The sequence below is a fragment of the Nocardioides sp. LML1-1-1.1 genome (assembly GCF_040676175.1).
GTDB lineage: Bacteria > Actinomycetota > Actinomycetes > Propionibacteriales > Nocardioidaceae > Nocardioides.
In genome coordinates this window covers 681,801-701,884 of sequence record NZ_JBEGHK010000002.1, presented here as the reverse complement: position 1 = coordinate 701,884, position 20,084 = coordinate 681,801, and the positions used below count along the sequence as shown (strand labels likewise).

The following is a 20,084-nucleotide window of genomic DNA, read 5'->3' as shown; positions in this document are numbered from 1 at the left end:
CGTGAGCGAATTCTCGACCCCGGCCGGGTGGTACCCCGACGGCGATGGCTGGGAGCGCCGCTGGGACGGCTCCGGCTGGACCGACGAGCGGCGCCGGATGGCCGAGCCGACCCAGGTCCGGCCTCCCCAGCCCCCGGCAGCCCCGGCGGGCCCGCCCGCCGCGCCCCCGCAGCAGCTCGCCCCGCAGCCGCCGCAGCACTACTCGCCGCAACCGCCCCCCACGGCGCCGCCCGACTACGGGCACATCCCCTCCGGCGGGGTGCCCCAGGCGCACCCGCAGCACGGCGGCTACGGCTACCCGCCGGCGAGCCCGCCGCGCAAGAGCCGGCTGGGGCTGTGGATCGGCCTCGCCGTCGTACTGCTGCTGGTGGCCGGGACCGCGATCACCCTCGTCGTGCTCAAGCCCTGGGACGACGGCGGCACCACCGCGGACGACCCCAAGGACCCGAAGAAGGGCGGCGGCTCCTCGGCCGTGCTCGGCGACATCAACGGTGACGGCAAGGGCGACGCGCGCTACTACGTCTACCAGGACTACGACGACGTCCGTAAGGTCCAGGCGCTCAGCAACGGCAACGGCTTCGACGTGACCGACGTCGCCGTCGACCCCTACCGCGAGCCCAAGGACCTCTACCTCGACTGGGACGGCGACGGCGTCAACGAGCACCTCACCTGGGCCTTCGTGGCCTCGGGCAAGCAGATCACGCTGTCCTCGGAGGACAAGGACTTCCCGGGCCAGCAGAACTTCACGCTGTCCGTCTCCACGCTGAAGAAGTACGGCGATCCCGACATCCAGCTCGTCGCCGGCGACTTCGACGGCGACGGCGACCAGGACCTCGCCGTGGCCGCGCCCAACGACCGGGTCGTCGACGTGTCGGTGCTCGCCAACGACGGCAAGGGCACCTTCTCCGACCCCAACCTGTGGCTCTCGATCCCGAACGCGGTCATCGACGTGGTCCGGATCTACCCCGGCGACTTCGACAAGGACGGCGACACCGACCTGTGGGTCCAGCTGCCGGCCGAGCAGCTCGACGACGAGGCCTACAGCGGCTACTACTCCGGCGACCGCGGCTTCGCGCTGCTCAAGTCGAGCGGCAAGAACTTCGAGGCCGGCGCGGTGTCCAAGTCCAACGAGTTCTTCGACGCCACCCTCGTCGGCGACGTCACCGGTGACGGCACCAGCAGCATCGTCGGGGTCAAGGCGAGCTCCTACAAGGAGGAGCTCACCGTCCAGGTCTACGACGTCTCCTCCGGCCGCCTCGAGCCGGTCGCCGGCTTCACCGGCACCTCCAAGATCGGTCAGCGCAACCTCCAGGGCGCGACGCTGAGCGACCTGGACGGCGACGGCAAGGCCGACCTCGTGTTCGTGGTGAAGGCCTACAAGGAGGCCAAGTTCACCGGCGTGCAGGTGATGAAGTCCACCGGCGCGGTGCTCGACCCGGCGCTGGTCTGGGCCGAGACCCCGGCGTGCAAGGACGACGACTGCCGCATCGAGTTCATCGGCACCAAGCGCTACTGAGCTGGATGGCCGAGCGCGTCTTCGGCGCGGCGGTCGGCAACAAGCTGCTGGGCGCGCGCCTCTCGCCGCGCTGCCGGCGGACTATCGCGCCCCAGCGCCGGCCGGGCTCTCCAGGTCGTCCCGGAGCTCGGTGACGACCGAGTCCACGACGGCGACCAGGTCGCCCCCGGTGCGTTCTGCGACCGCCCGCTGGCGCACGTACGACGGCCCGCGGGTGGGGATGGCGAGCACCGAGACCAGCTCGGCCTCGCAGCCCAGCCGGCGGGCGGTCGGGAGGAGCTGCTCGACCAGGTCGGCGAGGTCGTCGGTGACGAGGCGCTCGTTGGACTGGGCGTCCAGGATCACGATCGCGTCGACGCCGTAGCGGGCGGCGCGCCACTTGTTCTCCTGCACGTGCCAGGGCGGCATGGTGGGGAGCTTCTCGCCGGCGGCCGCGCGGGCGTCGAGCCAGACGACGAGGCAGTGCATGAGCGCGACCAGGGCGGCCATGTCGGTGAGGGTGGAGACGCCGTCGCAGATCCGGTTCTCCAGGGTGCCGTGCTTGACGGCGGGACGCAGGTCCCAGCGGATCTCGCTCAGCTCGTCGATGACGCCGGTGGTGACCTGGTCGTGGGCGAAGGCCTCGAACTCCTCCCAGCGCTCGAACTGGAAGGGCAGGCCGGCGGTGGGGAGCTGCTGGAACATCAGTGCCCGGTTGGAGGCGTAGCCGGTGTCGACGCCCATCCAGATCGGCGAGGACGCCGAGAGCGCCTGCAGGTGGGGGTAGTAGGTCAGCAGCGCGGACAGCACCGGCATCACCCGCGCCTGCTCGGGGAGGCCGACGTGCACGTGCACGCCCCAGATCAGCATCTGGCGGCCCCACCACTGCGTGCGGTTGATCAGCTCCTCGTACCGGTTGCCCTCGGTCAGCTGCTGGCCGGTCCAGTCGGCGAAGGGGTGCGTCCCGGCGCCGTACAGGTCGATGTCGAGCTCGTCGGCCGCGGCCGTGACGTAGCGCAGGGTCGTGCGCAGGTCGTCCATCGCGGCGGCGACGGTCGGGTTGATGCCGGTGACCACCTCGACGGTGTTGCGCAGCAGCTCCTTGTGCAGCTTGCCGGGGTCGGGCATCCGCGGCTTGGCCCGGGCGAAGAGGTGGGCGGCCTCGTTGCGGAGGTCGCGGGTGCGCCGGTCCACCAGCGCGAACTCCCACTCCACCCCGATCGTCGGCTCCGGCGAGCCGTGGAAGTCGATGCGCACGGCCTCAGCGTAGGGCGTGGGCCCACCCTGGGCACGCTCACCGCGCACCTGCCAGCATGAGCGGATGGACGACCCGCGGACCCTCAACCGCACGCTCGACCTGTGCCTGCGCGTCGGCGAGGTGCTGCTCTCCTCCGGGGCAGGTGCCGCCGACGTCGTCGCGACCATGCGCGCGCTGGCCCGTGCGCTCGGCGTCCGGCACAGCCAGGTGGACGTCACCTTCACCTCGCTCGCGATGAGCGTCCAGCAGGGCGCCGACGAGCCGCCCGTCGTCCAGATCCGGCAGGTCACCCAGCGCGAGATCGACTACGAGGACCTGACCCGGGTCGACCACCTGGTCCGCGCCGTCGTGGGCGGTACGACGGACCTGGAGGGGGCGCGCACCGAGCTCGCCCAGATCGTCTCCTCCGGCCACGCCCGGCCGCGCTGGGCGGCCACCCTCGGCGCGGGCGCCATGTGCGCCGGCGTCGCCCTGCAGCTCGGCGGTGGCCCGATCGTGGTGCTCGTGGCGCTGCTCGCCGCGCTCTGCATCGACCGGCTGCAGCTGCTGATGACCCGGCGCCGCCTGCCCGGCTTCTACCAGCAGGTCGCCGGCGGCGTGGTCGCCACCGTGCTGGCTGCCGTCGGCACCCGGTTGGCCGAGCCGTGGGTGCACCTCAACGCCTCGCTCGTCGTCACCGCGAACATCGTCATGCTGCTGGCCGGCATCGGTTTCATGGGCGCCATCCAGGACGCGCTGTCCGGCTTCTTCGTCACCGGCGGTGCGCGGGTGCTGGAGGCGGTGCTCGCGACCGCCGGCATCCTGGCGGGGGTCAGTGGCGGGCTCTCGCTGTGCTCGCGGGTGGGCCTGGAGATCCCGCGGCTGGTCCTGCCCCGCTTCGACCTGGTCGGGGTGAGCTCGGCCGCGCTCGGTGCGGCCATCGCGGCAGCCGCCTTCGCCTTCTCCTCCTACGCGCCCAAGCGCACCCTGCTGCCCGTCGCGGTGCTCGGCGGCGGCGCGATCGCGGCGACCGAGCTGATCGCGCAGGCGGGCTTCGGCCGGCCCTGGGCGGTCGGTGTCGCGGCCTTCGGCATCGGCCTGTTCGGCTACACCGTGGGCCGCCGGTTCCGGGTGCCGCCGCTCGTCGTGGTGGTCTCGGCCGTCGTACCGCTGCTGCCGGGCCTGTCGATCTACCGGGGCCTGTTCCTGCTCGGCGAGCAGGGTGGCCAGCAGGCCGCGCAGGGGCTGCTGGCGATGGTCACCGCGGCGTCGGTCGCGATCGCGCTGGCCTCCGGCGTGATCCTCGGTGAGTACGTCGCCCAGCCGGTCATGCGCGAGGCCCGCCGGGTCGAGGCGCGGCTCGCCGGCCCGCGTCTGGTGGGCGTCACCCGGTCGGTGCGCAAGCGCCGTGGACGTGGCGAGACCGAGGAGTGAGATGGTGAGGTTTCACAGGAGTTTCTCAGGGGAGGCTCACCGCGTTCCGTCATCCCGACACAGGAGTACCCCCATGAAGAAGACCACGCTCGGCCTCGCCAGCATCGCCCTGGCCGCCACGTTCTCGCTGACCGCGTGCGGCGCCGACGAGGGCAAGCTGGCCAAGGAGTTCTGCGACCTGAACAAGGACCTGACCGCCGCCACCAAGTCGGGCGACGCGGACAAGGTGAACAAGGCCAGCAAGGCGCTGACCGACTGGGCGGAGGAGAACAAGGACGTCAAGGGCGACGAGGACAAGTTCACCGACGCCGTCAAGGAGGAGTGCGGCGACGACGTGCCGAACCTGCCCTGATCCCTTCAGGCTCCGCGAGCCGGGCTCCCCGTCGGGAGCCCGGCTCGTTGCATGTCAGGGCAGGGTCTCGATGATCGCCGGCAGCGCGCTGGTGATCACCGCGACCAGGTCCTCGCGGGTCAGCCCCGCGGGGCGCGCGCACCAGGTCAGGACCAGGTCCTCGACCATCGCCTGCCAGGCGTGGATGACCAGGCGCACGGCCGGGGTGTCGGGCAGGTCGAGGGTGCCCGGCTCCTCGTCGAAGAACCGGTCGGCGAGCGCGGTGAAGGTGGTCTCGTAGATCGCGCGCAGCGCCTCGTTGCTGCCTGCGGCGGTCTTGAGCAGGGACCGGTAGGCGTCCTGGTTCTCGATGACGTAGTCGACGTAGCCGGTGATCGAGCCGAGCAGGCGCTCGAGCGGCGCGCCGTCCGCCGGGGGAGCGGTACGCCGGTAGAGGTCGTCGGCCGCGTGCTGGACGACGGCCTCGAAGTAGCCCTGCTTGCCGCCGAAGTAGTGGTAGAGCAGGCCGCGGGAGATGCCGGCCTCCTCGGCCAGGGTGTCGATGGACAGCTCCTCCAGCGACCGGTTGGTCAGCAGCCGGATGCCGAGCTCCAGGAGCTGCTGGCGGCGCTCGTCCGGGCTCAGCCGGGTGCGCGGGGAGGTGGTGGCCGTCACGTCGCCCACTCTATTGACATATGTTCAATAGCGCCAATAGCGTCCCTCCCATGAGCGTTACTCCCGGTCGCACCAACGTCGACCACCTCGTCGTCGGCGCGGGTTTCGCCGGTCTCGCGGCCGCGATCAAGCTCGACGAGGCCGCCGAGCGCGACTTCGTCGTGATCGAGAAGGACAGCGACGTCGGCGGCACGTGGCACATCAACACCTACCCCGGTGCCGAGTGCGACGTGCCGAGCCAGCTGTACTCCTACTCCTTCGCGCTCAACCCGGACTGGTCGAAGGTCTACTCGCCGCAGCAGGAGATCTGGGACTACACCCGCAAGGTCGCCGAGCGCTCCGGCACGCTCGACCGCTTCGTGTTCGACACCGCCGTGCTCGACGCGGCCTGGGACGAGGACGCGCAGCGCTGGATCGTGCGCACCGAGGGGCCCACCGGCGTCCATGAGTACGCCGCGCGCACCGTCATCTCCGGCTCCGGCGGGCTCTCCGAGCCGCGGCTGCCCGAGATCGAGGGCATCGAGGACTTCCAGGGCGAGATCTTCCACTCCGCGCGCTGGGACCACGACGTCGACCTCACCGGCAAGCGGGTCGCCGTCATCGGCACCGGCGCCTCCGCCGTCCAGCTCGTGCCCGAGCTGCAGAAGGTCGTCGGCCACATGGACGTCTACCAGCGCACGCCGAACTGGATCATCCCGCGCAACGAGCGCGCGTTCACCGGCCTGGAGAAGGCCGTCTTCAAGCACGTCCCCGGCGCCCAGCGCGCGCTCCGCTCGCTCGTCTACGGCACCCTGGAGGCGCGGGTCCCGGCGTTCGCCCGGTTCCCCCAGCTGATGCGCGCGGTCGAGCTCCAGGGCAAGCGCAACATCGCCAAGGGGACCACCGACCCGGCGCTGCGCGCGAAGGTCACCCCGGACTTCCGCGCCGGCTGCAAGCGGATCCTGATCTCCAACAAGTGGTATCCCGCGCTCGACGCCGACAACGTCGACCTGGTCACCGACCCGATCGCCACGATCACCGCCGACGCCGTCGTCACCGCCGACGGCGTCGAGCGGCCGATCGACGTGCTCGTGGTGGCCACCGGCTTCTACGTCACCGAGCCGCCGATCGCCCAGCACATCACCGGCAGGGAGGGCCGCACCCTGGCCGACGTCTGGGACGAGGGCGGCATGGCGGCGTACAAGGGGACGACGATCCACGGCTTCCCCAACCTCTTCCAGCTCGTCGGCCCCAACACCGCGCTCGGCCACAGCAGCATGATCTTCATCATCGAGTCCCAGGTGCGCTACGTCGTCGAGGCGGCCAAGGCGATGCGCCGCGAGGGCCTCGCGGTCGTGGAGCCGACGCAGGCCGCGCAGGACGCCTGGACCGCCGGCATCCGCCGCAAGATGAAGCCGACCGTGTGGCAGACCGGCGGCTGCGCCAGCTGGTACCTCGACAAGTTCGGCAACAACACCACGCTCTGGCCGGGACAGACGTTCACGTTCCGGCAGCACCTGTCCCAGTTCGACATCGACAAGTACGACGTCCAGGCGGCCCACACCGCCCCGTCGGCACCCGCCAAGGAGAAGGTCAGCTCGTGAAGAACCTCAGCAACAAGGTCGTCGTCATCACCGGTGCGGGATCCGGCATCGGCCGCGCCCTCGCGGTCAACCTCGCCGGCAAGGGCGCCCGCCTGGCGCTCTCCGACGTCAACGAGGCCGGTCTCGGGGAGACCGTCGAGCTGGCGGTGAAGGCCGGCTCGCCGGACGTGCACACCGCCCGGCTCGACGTCGCCGACAAGGCCGCCTTCGCGGCGTACGCCACCGAGGTCGCCGAGCACTTCGGCCAGGTCAACGTCGTCATCAACAACGCGGGCGTCGCGCTCGCCGGTGACGTGACCGACCTGACCTACGAGGACATGGAGTGGATCGTCGGGATCAACTTCTGGGGCGTCGTCTACGGCACCAAGGAGTTCCTCCCGCACCTCATCGCCTCCGGCGACGGGCACATCGTCAACCTGTCCTCGCTCTTCGGCCTGCTCGCCATGCCCGGCCAGAGCGCCTACAACGCCACCAAGTTCGCGGTCCGCGGCTTCACCGAGGCGCTGCGCGAGGAGATGCTCATCGCCCGCCACAAGGTCGGTGTCACCTCGGTGCACCCCGGCGGCATCAAGACCGCGATCGCCCGCAGCGCCCGGGTCTCCGACAAGGAGGACCAGGCCGCGACGGCGAAGCTGTTCGACGAGAAGCTCGCCCGGATGACGCCGGACCGCGCCGCCGAGATCATCGTCAAGGGCATCACGAAGAACCAGGCTCGCGTCCTGGTCGGCCTCGACGCCCACGCGCTGCACAACTTCCAGAAGTTCACCGGCTCGCGCTACGAGGACATCGTCGCGGTGCTCTCGAAGCGGGTGCTGCCCACCAAGGTGGTCTGAGCCCACGAGCCACCCACTAGTCTCGCCTCCGTGGAGGCGTCGCTCGATCGGATGTGGTCGCGCAGCCGTCTGTCGCTGCGCGGCCGCATCGACCGCTGGCGCGACAAGCTGTGGGTGGTCGCGCAGTGCTCGATCGCGGCCGGGGTGGCCTGGTTCGTCGCGCACGACCTGATCGGCCACAAGCTGCCGTTCTTCGCCCCGATCGCGGCCGTGCTGTGCCTCGGCACGTCGTACGGCCAGCGGCTGCGGCGGGTCGTCGAGGTCACCCTCGGGGTCGCCATCGGCGTCTTCATGGCCGACGTGCTGGTCGCCGGCATCGGTTCGGGTGCCTGGCAGCTCGGGCTGATCGTCTTCCTGTCCATGTCGATGGCCCTGCTCCTCGACGCGGGCATCATGTTCGTCTCCCAGGCGGCCGTGCAGTCGATCGTGGTCACCGTCCTGCTCCCGGGTGCGGGAGGCGCGTTCGTGCGGTGGACCGACGCCGTCATCGGCGGCTGCGTCGCGCTGGTCGCGGCGATGGTGGTGCCGGCGGCGCCGCTGCGCCGGCCGCGCGAGCAGGCGGCCGGCGTCGTCCGCAAGATCGCCGAGCTGCTGCGCGCCTCCTCCGACGTGATGGTCGACGGCGAGGTCACCCCCGCGCTGGAGCTGCTCGCCGACGCGCGCGCCACCGATCGGATGATCCGGGAGCTGCAGGCCGCCGCGGAGGAGGGCATGTCGGTGGTCACCTCCTCGCCCTTCCGGGTGCGCCACCGTGAGCCGCTGCGCCGCATGGTCGAGCTCGTCGACCCGCTCGACCGAGCCCTGCGCAGCACCCGTGTGCTGGTGCGCCAGACCTCGATCGCGGCCTACCGGCGCCGGCCCGTGCCGCCGTCGTACGCCGTGCTGGCGGCCGACCTCGCCGACGCCGCCGACGCGGTCGCCGCCGAGCTCGCGGCCGACCGGCTGGCGGTCAGCGCGCGCGACGACGTGCTCGCGGTCGGCGCCGCCACCGGGGTCGTCGAGCGCAGCGAGGTGCTCACCGCCGAGGCGATCCTCGCCCAGCTGCGTGCGATCGTCGCCGACCTGTTGATGGTCACCGGGATGGGCCAGCTGGAGGCGACCGACGCGCTGCCGCCGCCGCGTTGAGAGGATGAGCCGGTGAGCAACATCGTGGAGCACAGCGTCGAGATCGACGCACCCGTCGAGAAGGTGTTCGCCTACGTCGACGACTTCACCCACACCAAGGACTGGATGTACGGGCTCTCCCGGATCGAGCCGGTCGGCGAGCAGCTCACCGGCGTCGGTGCCCAGTACGACGGCACGATGCAGGTCGGGGTGCCCCTCAAGTCGCGGATCGAGTGCACGGCCTGGGAGCGGGACCGGCTGATCGAGCTCACCTCGGTCAAGGGGATCCGGAACACGCAGCGCTGGTCGTTCACCGACCTCGGCGGCGACCGGACCCGGGTGGAGGCATGGATCAGCTACACCCTCCCCGGCGGGCCCGCGGGCAAGGCGATCGCCAGCGCGGTCAAGCCGGTCGTCGGGATCGCGGTGCGGCACACCAGCGAGTCGCTGGTGCGCAACATCGAGGCGCTCTGACTCAGCGCACCTGCGCGTCGTAGAGGGCGTACGGGTCGTGCAGCTCGCGGCCCAGGGCGTCCTGGAGCCAGGCCGCGTCGCGAGCGGCGGCCCGTTGGGCACCGTCGACCGCGCCGTCGGAGGTGAGGTTGGAGGCGAAGATCCCGGCCGCGGACTTCGGCAGGAAGTCCTCGTAGACGATCGGCTGGAGCAACCCGTCGGCGTCGCGGCGGTAGTAGGCCAGCCCGGCCTCGTGCAGCCCCTGCTCGGTGTCGGGGAAGGCGTCGATGCCGCGCTCGTCGTAGAGCGCACGGCCGGCGGGTGTCAGGGCGACCCCGCGTGCCTCGACCTCGCCGAAGCGCACGCTCAGCTCGCCGCGCACGACCGCGCCGTCGGCCTCGCGGAAGGCACGGGGCTCGGCGAGCGCGCGGAAGGAGGTCTGGCGCAGCAGCACCGCCGGCTTGGCGGTCAGCGGCGGGCCCTGGATCCGGTCGATCATCGTGATCCCGCGCTCGGTCATCCGGCGGTAGAGGTCGTCGATGTCGAGCACCCGCGGCGTCAGGTGGTTGATGTGCGTGGAGGCGACGCCACCGATGTCCGCGGCGACCGAGGAGATCGCCTGGAGGTGGTCGTACCAGGCCCGGTCGACCGGCTCGGGCGACAGCGCGAACGCCGCCGTGGCCAGCTCCAAGAAGCGCACGGCGTCGGCCGCCTCCAGGCCACCGGACTTCTCCGCGAGGTCGGCCAGGTCGAGCAGCTCGTCGGGGAAGAGCCGGCGCGCGCCGAGGAACTCCTCCAGCTGAGCCTGGGTCGCGGCGTCGAAGAAGCGCCGGTCGTCGACCACCAGCATCGAGGTGAAGACCCGGAACGGGTTGGCCGCGAGCTCCGCGGCGTCGATCGGGCGGAACGCCGTGGACACCACCGGGATGGGCGGGTTCGCCTCACGCAGGTCGTAGAACCCGACGGGGTACATCCCGCACGCCCCGAAGATCCGGCCGACCTGGGCGATCTCCTCCGGCGTGCCGACCCGGATCGCCCCGTGCCGCTCCGCCGTCACCCGCGCGATGGACCCGAGGCGCTCGGCCTCGGGTCCCATCGCGGCGAGGACGTCGGCGTTGACCGCCTCGGAGACCTCCACCAGCGTCGTGTACGCCGGCACCTCGGTGCCGTAGAGCTCCGAGAGCGACCGCGCGAAGCGGGCGCGCAGCTCGGTCGCACTGACGCCGGGACGGCTCATCCGAACTCGACCCCCTGGGCCAGCGGCAGCTCGGCGGAGTAGTTGATCGTGTTCGTGGTGCGGCGCATGTAGGACTTCCACGCGTCGGACCCGGACTCGCGGCCGCCGCCGGTCTCCTTCTCGCCGCCGAAGGCGCCGCCGATCTCCGCGCCCGACGTACCGATGTTGACGTTGGCGATGCCGCAGTCCGAGCCGGTCGCGGAGGTGAAGGTCTCGGCCTCGCGCACGTCGAGGGTGAAGATCGCCGAGGACAGGCCCTGGTCGACCTCGTTGTGCAGGGCGATCGCCTCGTCGAGCTCGCGGTAGGTGAGCACGTAGAGCAGGGGAGCGAAGGTCTCCTGCTTGACGATGTCGGTCTGGGCCGGCATGTCGACGATGGCCGGTACGACGTACTGCCCGCCGCGCAGCGCCGCCTGTCCTGAGCCCGTCGAAGGGTCGGCACGTCCGCCGCCGGTGACGAGGCGGCCGCCGTCGGCCTGGGCCTGCTCGACCGCGGCGAGGAAGGCCTGCGTCGCGGCCTCGTCGACCAGCGGGCCGACGAGGGTCTTGGGGTCCAGCGGCGAGCCGATGGACAGGGTGCCGTAGGCCTTGGAGAGCCGGTCGACGAGCTCGTCGTGGATCGACTCGTGCACGATCACCCGGCGCAGCGAGGTGCAGCGCTGGCCGGCGGTGCCGACGGCGGAGAAGACGATGCCGCGCACGGCGAGGTCGAGGTCGGCCGAGGGCGCGATGACGGCGGCGTTGTTGCCGCCGAGCTCCAGCAGGCTGCGGCCCAGGCGGGCGGCCACCCGCGGCGCGACCAGCTTGCCCATCCGGGTCGAGCCGGTGGCCGAGACCAGCGGCACGCGCGGGTCGTCGACGAGCGTCTCGCCCACCGAGCTGCCGCCCAGGACGACCTGGGACAGCGCCTCCGGCGCCCCCACCCGGCGCGCGGCCTCGGTGGCCAGCGCCTGGCACGCGAGCGCGGTGAGCAGGGTCTTCTCCGACGGCTTCCAGACCACGGCGTCGCCGGCGACCAGCGCGAGGGCGGTGTTCCAGGACCAGACGGCGACCGGGAAGTTGAAGGCGGAGATGACGCCGACGACACCGAGCGGGTGCCACTGCTCCATCATCCGGTGGCCGGGCCGCTCGGAGGCGATGGTCAGGCCGTGCAGCTGGCGGGAGAGACCGACCGCGAACTCGCAGATGTCGATCATCTCCTGGACCTCGCCGAGGCCCTCGGAGCGGATCTTGCCGGCCTCGATCGAGACCAGCTCGCCGAGCAGCTCCTTGTGCTCGCGCAGCAGCTCGCCGAGCTCGCGGACCAGGTGGCCGCGGACCGGGCCGGGCACCGAGCGCCACTCCTCGAAGGCGGCCTGCGCCGTACCGATGGCGGCGGTGACCTCGTCGGTCGTGTGCGCGGTCAGCCGGCCCAGCTCGGAGCCGTCGACCGGCGAGGTGGCGACCAGGTCGCCGTCCGCGGCGAACGGGTCACCGGCGCCGAGCTCGGCGAGGATCTGGCGGGCGCGGGTGGGCAGGTCGGTGGGGGTGCTCATCAGGCGATCTTTCCGTAGTCGGCGAAACGGCGACCCGAGGTGGTCGCGTACAGGTCCTCGAGGGCGATGTCCTCCTGGCGCACGAAGCCCTCCTGGGGCAGCTTGCCATCGGCGACCAGCTCGACCACGGCGACGGCGGAGGCCGCGGTGGTCCAGGAGATGGCGCGCCAGGTGCGGTCGTTGCCCTCGGCGTCGGTCAGCGTGATCGGGAGGTAGCCGCGCACGTGGTTCTCGCGGAACGGCATGCCGTTCTTGACGCCCTCGACGGCGGCGTGGAGGTAGACGATGTCGTCGTTGACCGGCGGCTTGGCCTCGACCAGGATCCGGCCCACCTCCTCGCGGCGCTCGCGCAGGCCCAGCTCGTCGAACAGGAAGTGCATCTGCTCGAAGTGGCCGGGGTAGCGCATGGTCTTGTAGTCGAGGCGCTGCACGCGGCCCTCGTAGGTCTGGCACATCGTGCCGAGCCCGCCGGAGGTCAGCGCCGCCTCCAGCTCGATGCCGCCGATGACGACGCGCTCCTTCTCCTCCATCGCCGGCACCATCTGGCGGCGGCCGGAGCGGAGCACCTCGCAGTCGTTGAGGTACTCGTTGACGACGCCCTCCGCCGACCAGTTGAAGGCGTAGCCCAGCAGCCCGGTGGGGTTCTGCGGGAGCGCGCCGACCTTGAGCTCGATCGAGCGGATGGTGTCGAAGCCCTTCGCGAGCGAGGCGCCGACGATGCCGATCAGCCCCGGGGCCAGGCCGCACTGCGGCACGAAGGCCACGCCGGGGTGCTGCTGGGCGAGCTCGACGACGCGCTGCGTGGTGGGCACGTCCTCGGTGAGGTCGAAGTAGTGGCAGCCGACGCTCGCCGCCGCCTCGGCGACCTCGATGTTCTTGTCGTAGGGCAGGCAGGACACGACCGCGTCCACCCCGCGCAGCGCCTCGCGCAGGGCGTGCTCGTCGGTCACGTCCAGCTCCGTGGTCTCGAAGCGCAGGCCGGGGCGGGCCTGGGCGTCGTACCCGCTGACCTTGAAGCCGGCGTCGGTCAGCAGCCCGGCGACGAGCTCGCCGACCTTGCCGAGTCCGATCACGCCGACCTGGTTGATGCTTCGCTTCATCGCAGTGTCTCCTCGAGATGGTCCAGTCCCCGGTGCAGGTCGTCGGCCGAGATGACCAGCGGCGGGGCGAGCCGGATGGTCGAGCCGTGGGTGTCCTTGGCGAGCACGCCGCGGGACAGGAGCCGCTCGCAGACCTCACGGCCGGTGCCGAGCGCGGGATCGATGTCGACCCCGGCCCACAGGCCGCGCGAGCGGAAGGAGACGACGCCGTTGCCGACCATCGCCCCGAGTCGATCGGCCAGCACCGCGCCGAGCGCGTCCGCGTGCCGCTGGTGCTCGCCCGTGGCGAGCATGGCGACGACCTCCAGCCCGACCGCGCAGGCCAGCGGGTTGCCGCCGAAGGTGGAGCCGTGCTGGCCCGGGTGCAGGACGCCGAGCACGTCGCGGTCACCGACCACGGCCGAGACCGGGACCACCCCGCCGCCCAGCGCCTTGCCGAGCACGTAGAGGTCCGGGACCACGTCCTCGTGGTCGCACGCGAAGGTGCGCCCGGTGCGACCCAGGCCGGCCTGGATCTCGTCGGCCACGAAGAGCACGCCCTCGCGGGTGCAGACCTCGCGGATCCCGCGCAGGTAGCCCTCCGGCGGGATCACCACGCCGCCCTCGCCCTGGATCGGCTCGACCAGGACCGCCACCGTGCTCGGCGTGATCGCCGCCTCCAGGGCGGCCAGGTCGCCGTAGGGGACGATGTCGAAGCCGGGCGTGAACGGGCCGAAGCCGCCGCGGGCGTCGGGGTCGTCGGAGAAGCCGACGATGGTCGTCGTACGACCGTGGAAGTTGCCGGCCGCCACGATGATCCGGGCGGTGTCGGCGGGGACCCCCTTGACGTCGTAGCCCCACTTGCGGGCGACCTTGAGGGCCGTCTCCACGGCCTCGGCGCCGGTGTTCATCGGCAGCACCAGCTCCTTGCCGGCGAGGTCGCCGAGCGCGGCGCAGAAGTCGGCGAACCGGTCGTGCACGAACGCGCGGCTGGTCAGCGTGAGCTTGTCCAGCTGGGCGTGCGCCGCGGCGAGCAGGCGCGGGTGCCCGTGGCCGAAGTTGAGGGCGGAGTACCCGGCCAGGAAGTCGAGGAAGCGGCGACCGTCGACGTCGGTCAGCCAGGCGCCCTCCGCGTCGCTGAGGACCACGGGCAGGGGGTGGTAGTTGTGCGCGGTGCGCTCCTCGGCACGGGCCACCTCCGCGGCGGTGCGCTGCGGGGTGACATCGGGCCGATCGGTGGTGAGACTCATCGAGCACTCCCTCGAGACCGGAAGATCTGCGGTGAATTGAGCAATTGTCCGACAATCTTCCTTTACTGTAACCCAGGACACATCGATCGTGACACCCCGCCCCGGCGTGGCGGCCCAACCGATCCGGCGCCCGCTCCGTCATCTCGGTGAGGATGACGACGAGGAGGCGGTCGATGGCTCGGCGGGACGAGGCGTTCGCGGCGTACGTCGCCCGGCGGCGGCCCCAGCTGTTCCGGACGGCGTGGCTGCTGTGCGGCGACCCGCACCGGGCCGAGGACGTGGTGCAGGCCGCCCTCACCCGTCTGTACGTCGCCTGGCCCCGCGTGCAGCGCGCGGACTCCGTCGACGCCTACGTCCGGCGGGCCGTGGTCAACGCCCATCTCGACGAGGGCCGGCGGCCCTGGCGGCGCGAGGCGCCGGCGAGCGACCACCTGCCCGAGGAGGCGGTGCCGGCGCCGGAGGAGCACGGGGACCTCTGGGCCGCGCTGCGGGTGCTGCCGCCGGGCCAGCGCCGGGTCGTGGTGCTGCGGCACTGGTGGGGGCTGAGCGTCGAGGAGACCGCCGCCGACCTCGGCATCAGCCCGGGGACCGTGAAGAGCCAGACGTCCGCCGCGCTCGCCGCGCTGCGGGCCAGCCTGCAAGGAGAGAACGCATGACGGGGATCGACGAGCGGCTCGCCGCTCTCGCCGAGCACGCGCCGGTGCCGCACGCACCGGTCTCGGCCGACGTACGACGGGGGCGGCAGCGGCTGCGGACCCGGCGGCTCGCCGCGACGGGGGCGGTGGCCACCGTCGCGGTGGTCGCCGGCCTCGCCTGGGGCGGCACGGCGAGCGAGCCGGACGACCGGCGCGCCGTCGACCGGCCCCCGGCCAGCGACCCGGTGCTGGCGGACGTGGTCGACGGCCTGGCCCGTGCGGCCGACGACGACGGTGACGGGACGGTGGACGCGAGCGAGATGATCGCGCTGGCCCAGAAGAGCCGGCCCGGCCGCAGGGGTGGGACGGTCTTCCGCTTCGACACCGGCACGCAGTGGGCCGCAGTGGTCGGCCGGCCCTGTCCGGCCGGTTGGACCTGTGCTCCGGCGACGCTGCCCGGCTCCGACGACGCGGCCGTGGCCGTGTCCTCCGACTTCACCCAGGTGGCCGCAGAGTACGGCGACGACGTCTACGTGATCACGCTGCTCGAGCGGGAGTCGCTCACCCTCGAGCAGGTGCGGCGCTCCGTGCTCGCCTACCGCGTCCCGCGCCCCTGAGTCGAATCCGATTGCGCCGGGCTGGCCCCCACCCGGGAGAATGGTCGGGCTGTGAAGATCACCTACCCGCCCGACCTCCCGGTCAGCGCCCGCCGCGACGACATCGCCGCCGCGATCCGCGACCACCAGGTCGTCATCGTCGCCGGCGAGACGGGCTCGGGGAAGACCACCCAGCTGCCGAAGATCTGCCTCGAGCTGGGCCGGGGCACGCCGGGCGAGGACGGCCGGCCGCGGATGATCGGGCACACCCAGCCGCGCCGGATCGCGGCGCGGTCGGTGGCGGAGCGGATCGCCGAGGAGCTGGGCGCCGAGCTGGGCGACCTGGTCGGCTACCAGGTCCGCTTCACCGACAAGACCTCGAAGCAGAGCCGGGTCAAGCTGATGACCGACGGCATCCTGCTGGCCGAGCTGCAGCGCGACCGCATGCTGCGCCGCTACGACACGATCATCATCGACGAGGCGCACGAGCGCAGCCTCAACATCGACTTCCTGCTGGGCTACCTGCGCCAGCTCCTGCCGAAGCGCCCGGACCTGAAGCTGGTCATCACCTCGGCGACCATCGACGTGGAGCGCTTCGCGAAGCACTTCGACGCGCCGGTGGTGGAGGTCAGCGGGCGCACGTACCCGGTCGAGGTGCGCTACCGGCCGCTGATGGAGCTCGCGGAGGACGACGAGGACGGCGAGCCGATCGTCCGAGACCAGACCGAGGCGATCGTCGAGGCGGTCGAGGAGCTCTCGGCCGAGGGCCCGGGCGACGTGCTGGTCTTCCTGCCCGGTGAGCGGGAGATCCGCGACACCGCCGAGGCGCTGGCACCGCTGGCCGAGGGGGTCCGGGGCATCGACGTGCTGCCGCTGTTCTCCCGGCTCTCAGCTGCCGAGCAGCACCGGGTGTTCGCGCCGGCGAAGGGCTCGCGTCGCCGGGTGGTGCTGGCGACCAACGTGGCCGAGACCTCGCTCACCGTCCCCGGCATCCGGTACGTCGTCGACACCGGCGTCGCCCGGATCTCCCGCTACTCCGCGCGCACCAAGGTCCAGCGCCTGCCGATCGAGCCGATCAGCCAGGCCTCGGCCAACCAGCGCTCGGGCCGCTGCGGGCGGGTCGCGGCCGGCATCGCGATCCGGTTGTACGCCGAGGAGGACTTCGAGAGCCGCCCGGAGTTCACCGACCCGGAGATCCTGCGCACCAACCTGGCCTCGGTCATCCTGCAGATGACCTCGCTCGGGCTGGGCGACATCGCCCGCTTCCCGTTCGTGGAGCCGCCGGACCGGCGCAACGTGCAGGCGGGGGTGCAGCTGCTGGAGGAGCTGGGGGCGGTCTCGACAGGCTCGACCGGCGGTGCAGGCTCGACCGGCGGTGCAGGCTCGACCGGCGGTGCAGGCTCGACCGGCGGACGGGGCGGCGAGCTCACCAAGGTCGGCCGGCGACTCGCGCGGCTGCCCATCGACCCGCGCCTGGGCCGGATGCTGCTGGAGGCCGAGCGGCTGGGCTGCGTGCGCGACGTCCTGGTCATCGTGGCGGCGCTCTCGCTCCAGGACCCGCGCGAGCGGCCCGGCGCCGAGCACCCCAAGGAGCGCGCCCAGGCCGACCAGCTGCACGCCCGGTTCAAGGCGGAGGGCTCGGACTTCCTCACCCTCCTCAACCTGATGAGCCACCTGCGCCAGCAGCAGCAGGAGCTCTCCGGCAGCGCCTTCCGCCGGATGTGCAAGCGGGAGTTCCTCAACTACGTGCGGGTGCGCGAGTGGCAGGAGCTCGTCTCCCAGCTGCGCCAGGTCACCAAGGAGATGGGCATCCGGCTGGAGGCGCCCTCCGACACCCCGGACGCCGACGGCATCCACCAGGCGCTGCTCTCGGGCCTGCTGTCGCACATCGGGGTGCTGGAGGAGCGGGAGAAGCCCAAGCAGGGGTCTCGGCAGGCTCGGCCGCCGGGCGACAAGCGCCGGCCCGGTCCGCGGGAGTACCTCGGGGCGCGCGGCGCGAAGTTCGCGATCTTCCCCGGCAGCGGCCTGGCCCGGCAGAACCCGCCGTTCGTGATGGCTGCCGAGCTGGTCGAGACCGGGCGGCTCTGGGCCCGCCAGAACGCCACCATCCAGCCGCAGTGGGCCGAGCGGCTCGGCGCGCACCTGGTCAAGCGCACCTACTCCGAGCCGCACTGGTCCCGCAAGCGCCAGGCGGTGATGGCCCAGGAGCGGGTCACGCTCTACGGCGTGCCGCTCGCCAGCGACCGGCCGGTCAACTACTCCCGGATCGACCCCGAGCTGTCCCGTGAGCTGTTCATCCGGCACGCGCTCGTCTACGGCGAGTGGGACACCCGGCACCACTTCTTCCGCGACAACCGGCGCCTGCTGGAGCAGGCCGAGGAGCTGGAGCACCGGGCCCGCCGGCGCGACCTCGTCGTCGACGAGCACACCCTCTTCGACTTCTACGACGCCCGGGTGCCCGGGACGGCGGTCAGCGGCGCCCACTTCGACCGCTGGTGGCGCGACGAGCGGCGCAAGCAACCGGACCTGCTGACCTTCGACCCCGCGATGCTCACCCACGACGCGGCCGAGGAGGTCACCGAGACCGACTACCCCGAGCAGTGGTCGGTGTCGGGCGGGCTGACCTTCCCGATCAGCTATCACTTCGAGCCGGGCGCGAAGGACGACGGGCTGACCATCGACATCCCCGTCTCCACGCTCAACCGGGTCGACGACGAGGACTTCTCCTGGATCGTGCCCGGCCTGCGCGAGGAGCTGGTGGTCGAGCTGATCCGGGGCCTGCCGAAGCGGCTGCGGGTGAGCTTCGTGCCGGCGCCCAACACGGCGCGGGAGTTCCTCGCCGCCGTACCGGCGGGGGAGGAGCCGCTGCTGACCGCCCTCGAGCGCTACCTGCGCTCCACCACGGGCGTGCACGTGCCGCGCGAGGAGTGGGACCTGGCGGCGTTGCCGGCCCACCTCACCCCGACCTACCGGGTGGTCGACGAGGGCGGGAGGGTCCAGGGCCGCGGCAAGTCGCTGGCCGCGCTGAAGGAGCCGCTGCAGCCGCAGCTCGACCGGGCCCTCGCCGCGGTCGCCAGCGACTCGGGCGTCGCGCGCACCGGCGAGACCGACTGGGTCTTCGAGGAGATCCCGGCGACCGCGACCTGGACCCGGGCCGGCCACGAGGTCGAGGCCTTCCCCGGCCTGGTCGACGAGGGGACGACGGTCGGACTCCAGGTCTCGGGGTCGGCCGACGAGCGCGACGCGCGGCACCGCCTCGGCGTCGTCCGGCTGCTGCTGTGCGCGCTCGGCGACACCCCGGTCAAGGGCATCGCCGAGGGCCTGTCCAACGCCGAGAAGCTGGGCCTGTCCGGGACGCCCTACGCCGGCGTACCGGCCCTGCTCGCCGACTGCCTGCGCGCGGTCGTGGTCGACGCGGTGGACGCGCGCGAGCCGGTCCGCACCCGCGCGCAGTACGACGACCTGCTCACCGCGCTGCGTGCCAGCGCCGCCGCGGACGTGCGCACCACCCTGGCCGAGCTGCTGCGGGTGCTGGAGGCGTGGCGCGAGGTCGAGCGGCTGCTGAGCGGCCGCGCGGAGCTGCCGCTGCTGCCCGCACTCACCGACCTGAAGGCCCAGCTCGGCCGGCTCGTCCACGACGGCTTCGTCGGCGAGGCGGGCGCGGCCCGGCTGCGCCGCTACCGCACCTACCTGCACGCGATGCGCGAGCGCCGGGGCGCCCTGGCGACCGGCGGACCCACCGCGCTCGGCAAGGACCGGCAGCGCCTCGACCAGCTCCAGCCGCTGCTCGACGCCTACCTCGACCGGGTCACGGCGCTGCCCGAGGGCCGCCCGCCGGGCGCGGGGCTGCGCACGATCCGCTGGATGCTGGAGGAGTACCGGGTCTCGTTGTGGGCCCAGCAGCTCGGCGTGGACGGCCCCGTCTCCGACGTACGGCTGCGCAAGGCGTTCGACGGGCTAGCCTGAACGGATGGCCGATCGCCCCCACCGCAAGCCCGTGCCGCGGGAGGCCGCCTTCTTCGACGAGCAGCAGGACGGCGTCGACCCGGCGCTGGTGACTGAGGCCGCCGAGCGGGCGGCGGTGCTGCTGGTCCGCGGCGCGCACGACAGCGCCGACGCCGGCGTGGCCGAGCGGCTGGTGCACCTCGCCGACACCGAGGGCATCGAGGCGATCGCCCAGGTCTGGTCGCACGCTGCCGCCGACTCCCTGGCCGGCTGCCTGTGGCGGCTCTACCTCCTCCGTTCGTGGGTGTACGCCGACCCGGCCGGTGTCGCCCGCCAGTTCGAGGCCGGACGGGGCCGGGCGGAGTTCGCCCGGGTGGTCGCGGGGGTCGCGGACCCGCCGGGCCCCGATGAGCTCCGTCACATGGTCGACGAGGTGCTGCGCGGGATCGCGGCGAGCGAGTTCGCCGACGTGCTCTTCCGCGCCGCGGCGTTCGCGCGGGTGGTCGCGGCGGGCCGGGCGACGTTGAGCGAGGTCCCCGACGCCGACGTACGACGGATGCTGGTCCTGGCCGAGCAATTGGAGTCCGCAGGTCACGTGGAGCTGGCCCGGGGGCTGGGGTCGACCGAGTAGAGTGGGCACTCGAGCACGCCGGGTCGCGGCA

Annotated in this window: 17 protein-coding genes; 11 read left to right on the top strand and 6 right to left on the bottom strand. The window is 72.4% G+C overall.

All coding sequences use genetic code 11. From position 1 onward, the window contains the following. The first annotated feature begins 1 nt into the window (after position 1). Positions 2-1,516 (top strand): DUF2510 domain-containing protein, encoded by a 1,515-nt coding sequence (locus MRBLML1_RS10165; RefSeq protein ID WP_364515108.1) that lies wholly within the window; start codon positions 2-4, stop codon positions 1,514-1,516. A gap of 81 nt (positions 1,517-1,597) precedes the next feature. On the opposite strand, the gene MRBLML1_RS10160 is transcribed toward MRBLML1_RS10165, so the two are convergent. Continuing rightward, positions 1,598-2,752, bottom strand: coding sequence for a glutamate--cysteine ligase (locus MRBLML1_RS10160; protein ID WP_364515105.1), 1,155 nt, complete (start codon positions 2,750-2,752; stop codon positions 1,598-1,600). A 64-nt stretch (positions 2,753-2,816) separates the two neighbouring features. Between MRBLML1_RS10160 and MRBLML1_RS10155 the strand changes: the two genes are divergently transcribed. Then, positions 2,817-4,166 carry a threonine/serine ThrE exporter family protein gene (locus MRBLML1_RS10155; protein ID WP_364515102.1) on the top strand — a complete coding sequence of 450 codons (1,350 nt, stop codon included), beginning with the start codon at positions 2,817-2,819 and terminating at the stop codon, positions 4,164-4,166. Between the two features lie 73 nt (positions 4,167-4,239). Further along, positions 4,240-4,518 (top strand): hypothetical protein, encoded by a 279-nt coding sequence (locus tag MRBLML1_RS10150; protein WP_364515100.1) that lies wholly within the window; start codon positions 4,240-4,242, stop codon positions 4,516-4,518. Between the two features lie 54 nt (positions 4,519-4,572). Here MRBLML1_RS10150 and MRBLML1_RS10145 read toward each other — a convergent pair whose 3' ends face one another. Further along, the gene (locus tag MRBLML1_RS10145; protein WP_364515097.1) at positions 4,573-5,172 is read right to left on the bottom strand and encodes a TetR/AcrR family transcriptional regulator; all 600 of its coding nucleotides are present in this window, start codon (positions 5,170-5,172) and stop codon (positions 4,573-4,575) included. A 50-nt stretch (positions 5,173-5,222) separates the two neighbouring features. Here MRBLML1_RS10145 and MRBLML1_RS10140 point away from each other — a divergent pair, with 50 nt between their 5' ends. Genes MRBLML1_RS10140 through MRBLML1_RS10125 form a run of 4 tightly spaced genes read left to right on the top strand, consistent with a single transcriptional unit; the run spans position 5,223 to position 9,166 of the window. Continuing rightward, entirely contained in the window at positions 5,223-6,755 is a 1,533-nt protein-coding gene (locus tag MRBLML1_RS10140; RefSeq protein ID WP_364515095.1) for a flavin-containing monooxygenase, read from the top strand. After that, the gene (locus MRBLML1_RS10135; RefSeq protein WP_364515092.1) at positions 6,752-7,588 is read left to right on the top strand and encodes an SDR family NAD(P)-dependent oxidoreductase; all 837 of its coding nucleotides are present in this window, start codon (positions 6,752-6,754) and stop codon (positions 7,586-7,588) included. Before MRBLML1_RS10140 ends, MRBLML1_RS10135 begins: the two co-directional genes overlap by 4 nt. A 30-nt stretch (positions 7,589-7,618) precedes the next feature. Then, on the top strand, positions 7,619-8,713 hold the full coding sequence (locus MRBLML1_RS10130) for an FUSC family protein (protein WP_364515090.1): 1,095 nt from the start codon (positions 7,619-7,621) through the stop codon (positions 8,711-8,713). 12 nt (positions 8,714-8,725) lie between these two features. Further along, positions 8,726-9,166, top strand: coding sequence for an SRPBCC family protein (locus tag MRBLML1_RS10125; RefSeq protein WP_364515087.1), 441 nt, complete (start codon positions 8,726-8,728; stop codon positions 9,164-9,166). Between the two features lies 1 nt (position 9,167). On the opposite strand, the gene MRBLML1_RS10120 is transcribed toward MRBLML1_RS10125, so the two are convergent. Genes MRBLML1_RS10120 through rocD form a run of 4 tightly spaced genes read right to left on the bottom strand, consistent with a single transcriptional unit; the run spans position 9,168 to position 14,246 of the window. Next, the gene (locus MRBLML1_RS10120) at positions 9,168-10,382 is read right to left on the bottom strand and encodes a VOC family protein (RefSeq protein ID WP_364515084.1); all 1,215 of its coding nucleotides are present in this window, start codon (positions 10,380-10,382) and stop codon (positions 9,168-9,170) included. After that, a complete protein-coding gene (locus MRBLML1_RS10115) occupies positions 10,379-11,917 on the bottom strand; it encodes an aldehyde dehydrogenase family protein (protein ID WP_364515081.1) in 1,539 nt (512 codons plus the stop codon). The genes MRBLML1_RS10120 and MRBLML1_RS10115 overlap by 4 nt, the downstream gene beginning before the upstream one ends. After that, positions 11,917-13,017, bottom strand: a complete 1,101-nt coding sequence (locus MRBLML1_RS10110) for a saccharopine dehydrogenase family protein (protein WP_364515078.1) — start codon at positions 13,015-13,017, stop codon at positions 11,917-11,919. The genes MRBLML1_RS10115 and MRBLML1_RS10110 overlap by 1 nt, the downstream gene beginning before the upstream one ends. Further along, the gene (gene rocD, locus MRBLML1_RS10105; RefSeq protein WP_364515075.1) at positions 13,014-14,246 is read right to left on the bottom strand and encodes an ornithine--oxo-acid transaminase; all 1,233 of its coding nucleotides are present in this window, start codon (positions 14,244-14,246) and stop codon (positions 13,014-13,016) included. Before rocD ends, MRBLML1_RS10110 begins: the two co-directional genes overlap by 4 nt. 173 nt (positions 14,247-14,419) lie before the next feature. Here rocD and MRBLML1_RS10100 point away from each other — a divergent pair, with 173 nt between their 5' ends. The 4 genes from MRBLML1_RS10100 to MRBLML1_RS10085 are packed head-to-tail and all read left to right on the top strand — an operon-like array spanning position 14,420 to position 20,053. Then, on the top strand, positions 14,420-14,902 hold the full coding sequence (locus tag MRBLML1_RS10100) for a SigE family RNA polymerase sigma factor (protein ID WP_364515072.1): 483 nt from the start codon (positions 14,420-14,422) through the stop codon (positions 14,900-14,902). Next, positions 14,899-15,498 carry a hypothetical protein gene (locus tag MRBLML1_RS10095; protein WP_364515069.1) on the top strand — a complete coding sequence of 200 codons (600 nt, stop codon included), beginning with the start codon at positions 14,899-14,901 and terminating at the stop codon, positions 15,496-15,498. The genes MRBLML1_RS10100 and MRBLML1_RS10095 overlap by 4 nt, the downstream gene beginning before the upstream one ends. A gap of 51 nt (positions 15,499-15,549) precedes the next feature. Further along, the gene (hrpA, locus tag MRBLML1_RS10090) at positions 15,550-19,443 is read left to right on the top strand and encodes an ATP-dependent RNA helicase HrpA (protein WP_364515068.1); all 3,894 of its coding nucleotides are present in this window, start codon (positions 15,550-15,552) and stop codon (positions 19,441-19,443) included. Positions 19,444-19,447: 4 nt separating this feature from the next. Next, the gene (locus tag MRBLML1_RS10085; RefSeq protein ID WP_364515065.1) at positions 19,448-20,053 is read left to right on the top strand and encodes a hypothetical protein; all 606 of its coding nucleotides are present in this window, start codon (positions 19,448-19,450) and stop codon (positions 20,051-20,053) included. The last annotated feature ends 31 nt before the right edge of the window (positions 20,054-20,084 follow it).

Coding starts and splice junctions, on each gene's coding strand:
- MRBLML1_RS10155 (WP_364515102.1), top strand. CDS start 2,817: ATGGACGACCCGCGGACCCTCAACCGCACGCTCGACCTGTGCCTGCGC.
- MRBLML1_RS10150 (WP_364515100.1), top strand. CDS start 4,240: ATGAAGAAGACCACGCTCGGCCTCGCCAGCATCGCCCTGGCCGCCACG.
- MRBLML1_RS10140 (WP_364515095.1), top strand. CDS start 5,223: ATGAGCGTTACTCCCGGTCGCACCAACGTCGACCACCTCGTCGTCGGC.
- MRBLML1_RS10120 (WP_364515084.1), bottom strand. CDS start 10,382: ATGAGCCGTCCCGGCGTCAGTGCGACCGAGCTGCGCGCCCGCTTCGCG.
- MRBLML1_RS10115 (WP_364515081.1), bottom strand. CDS start 11,917: ATGAGCACCCCCACCGACCTGCCCACCCGCGCCCGCCAGATCCTCGCC.
- MRBLML1_RS10110 (WP_364515078.1), bottom strand. CDS start 13,017: ATGAAGCGAAGCATCAACCAGGTCGGCGTGATCGGACTCGGCAAGGTC.
- rocD (WP_364515075.1), bottom strand. CDS start 14,246: ATGAGTCTCACCACCGATCGGCCCGATGTCACCCCGCAGCGCACCGCC.
- MRBLML1_RS10100 (WP_364515072.1), top strand. CDS start 14,420: ATGGCTCGGCGGGACGAGGCGTTCGCGGCGTACGTCGCCCGGCGGCGG.
- MRBLML1_RS10095 (WP_364515069.1), top strand. CDS start 14,899: ATGACGGGGATCGACGAGCGGCTCGCCGCTCTCGCCGAGCACGCGCCG.
- MRBLML1_RS10085 (WP_364515065.1), top strand. CDS start 19,448: ATGGCCGATCGCCCCCACCGCAAGCCCGTGCCGCGGGAGGCCGCCTTC.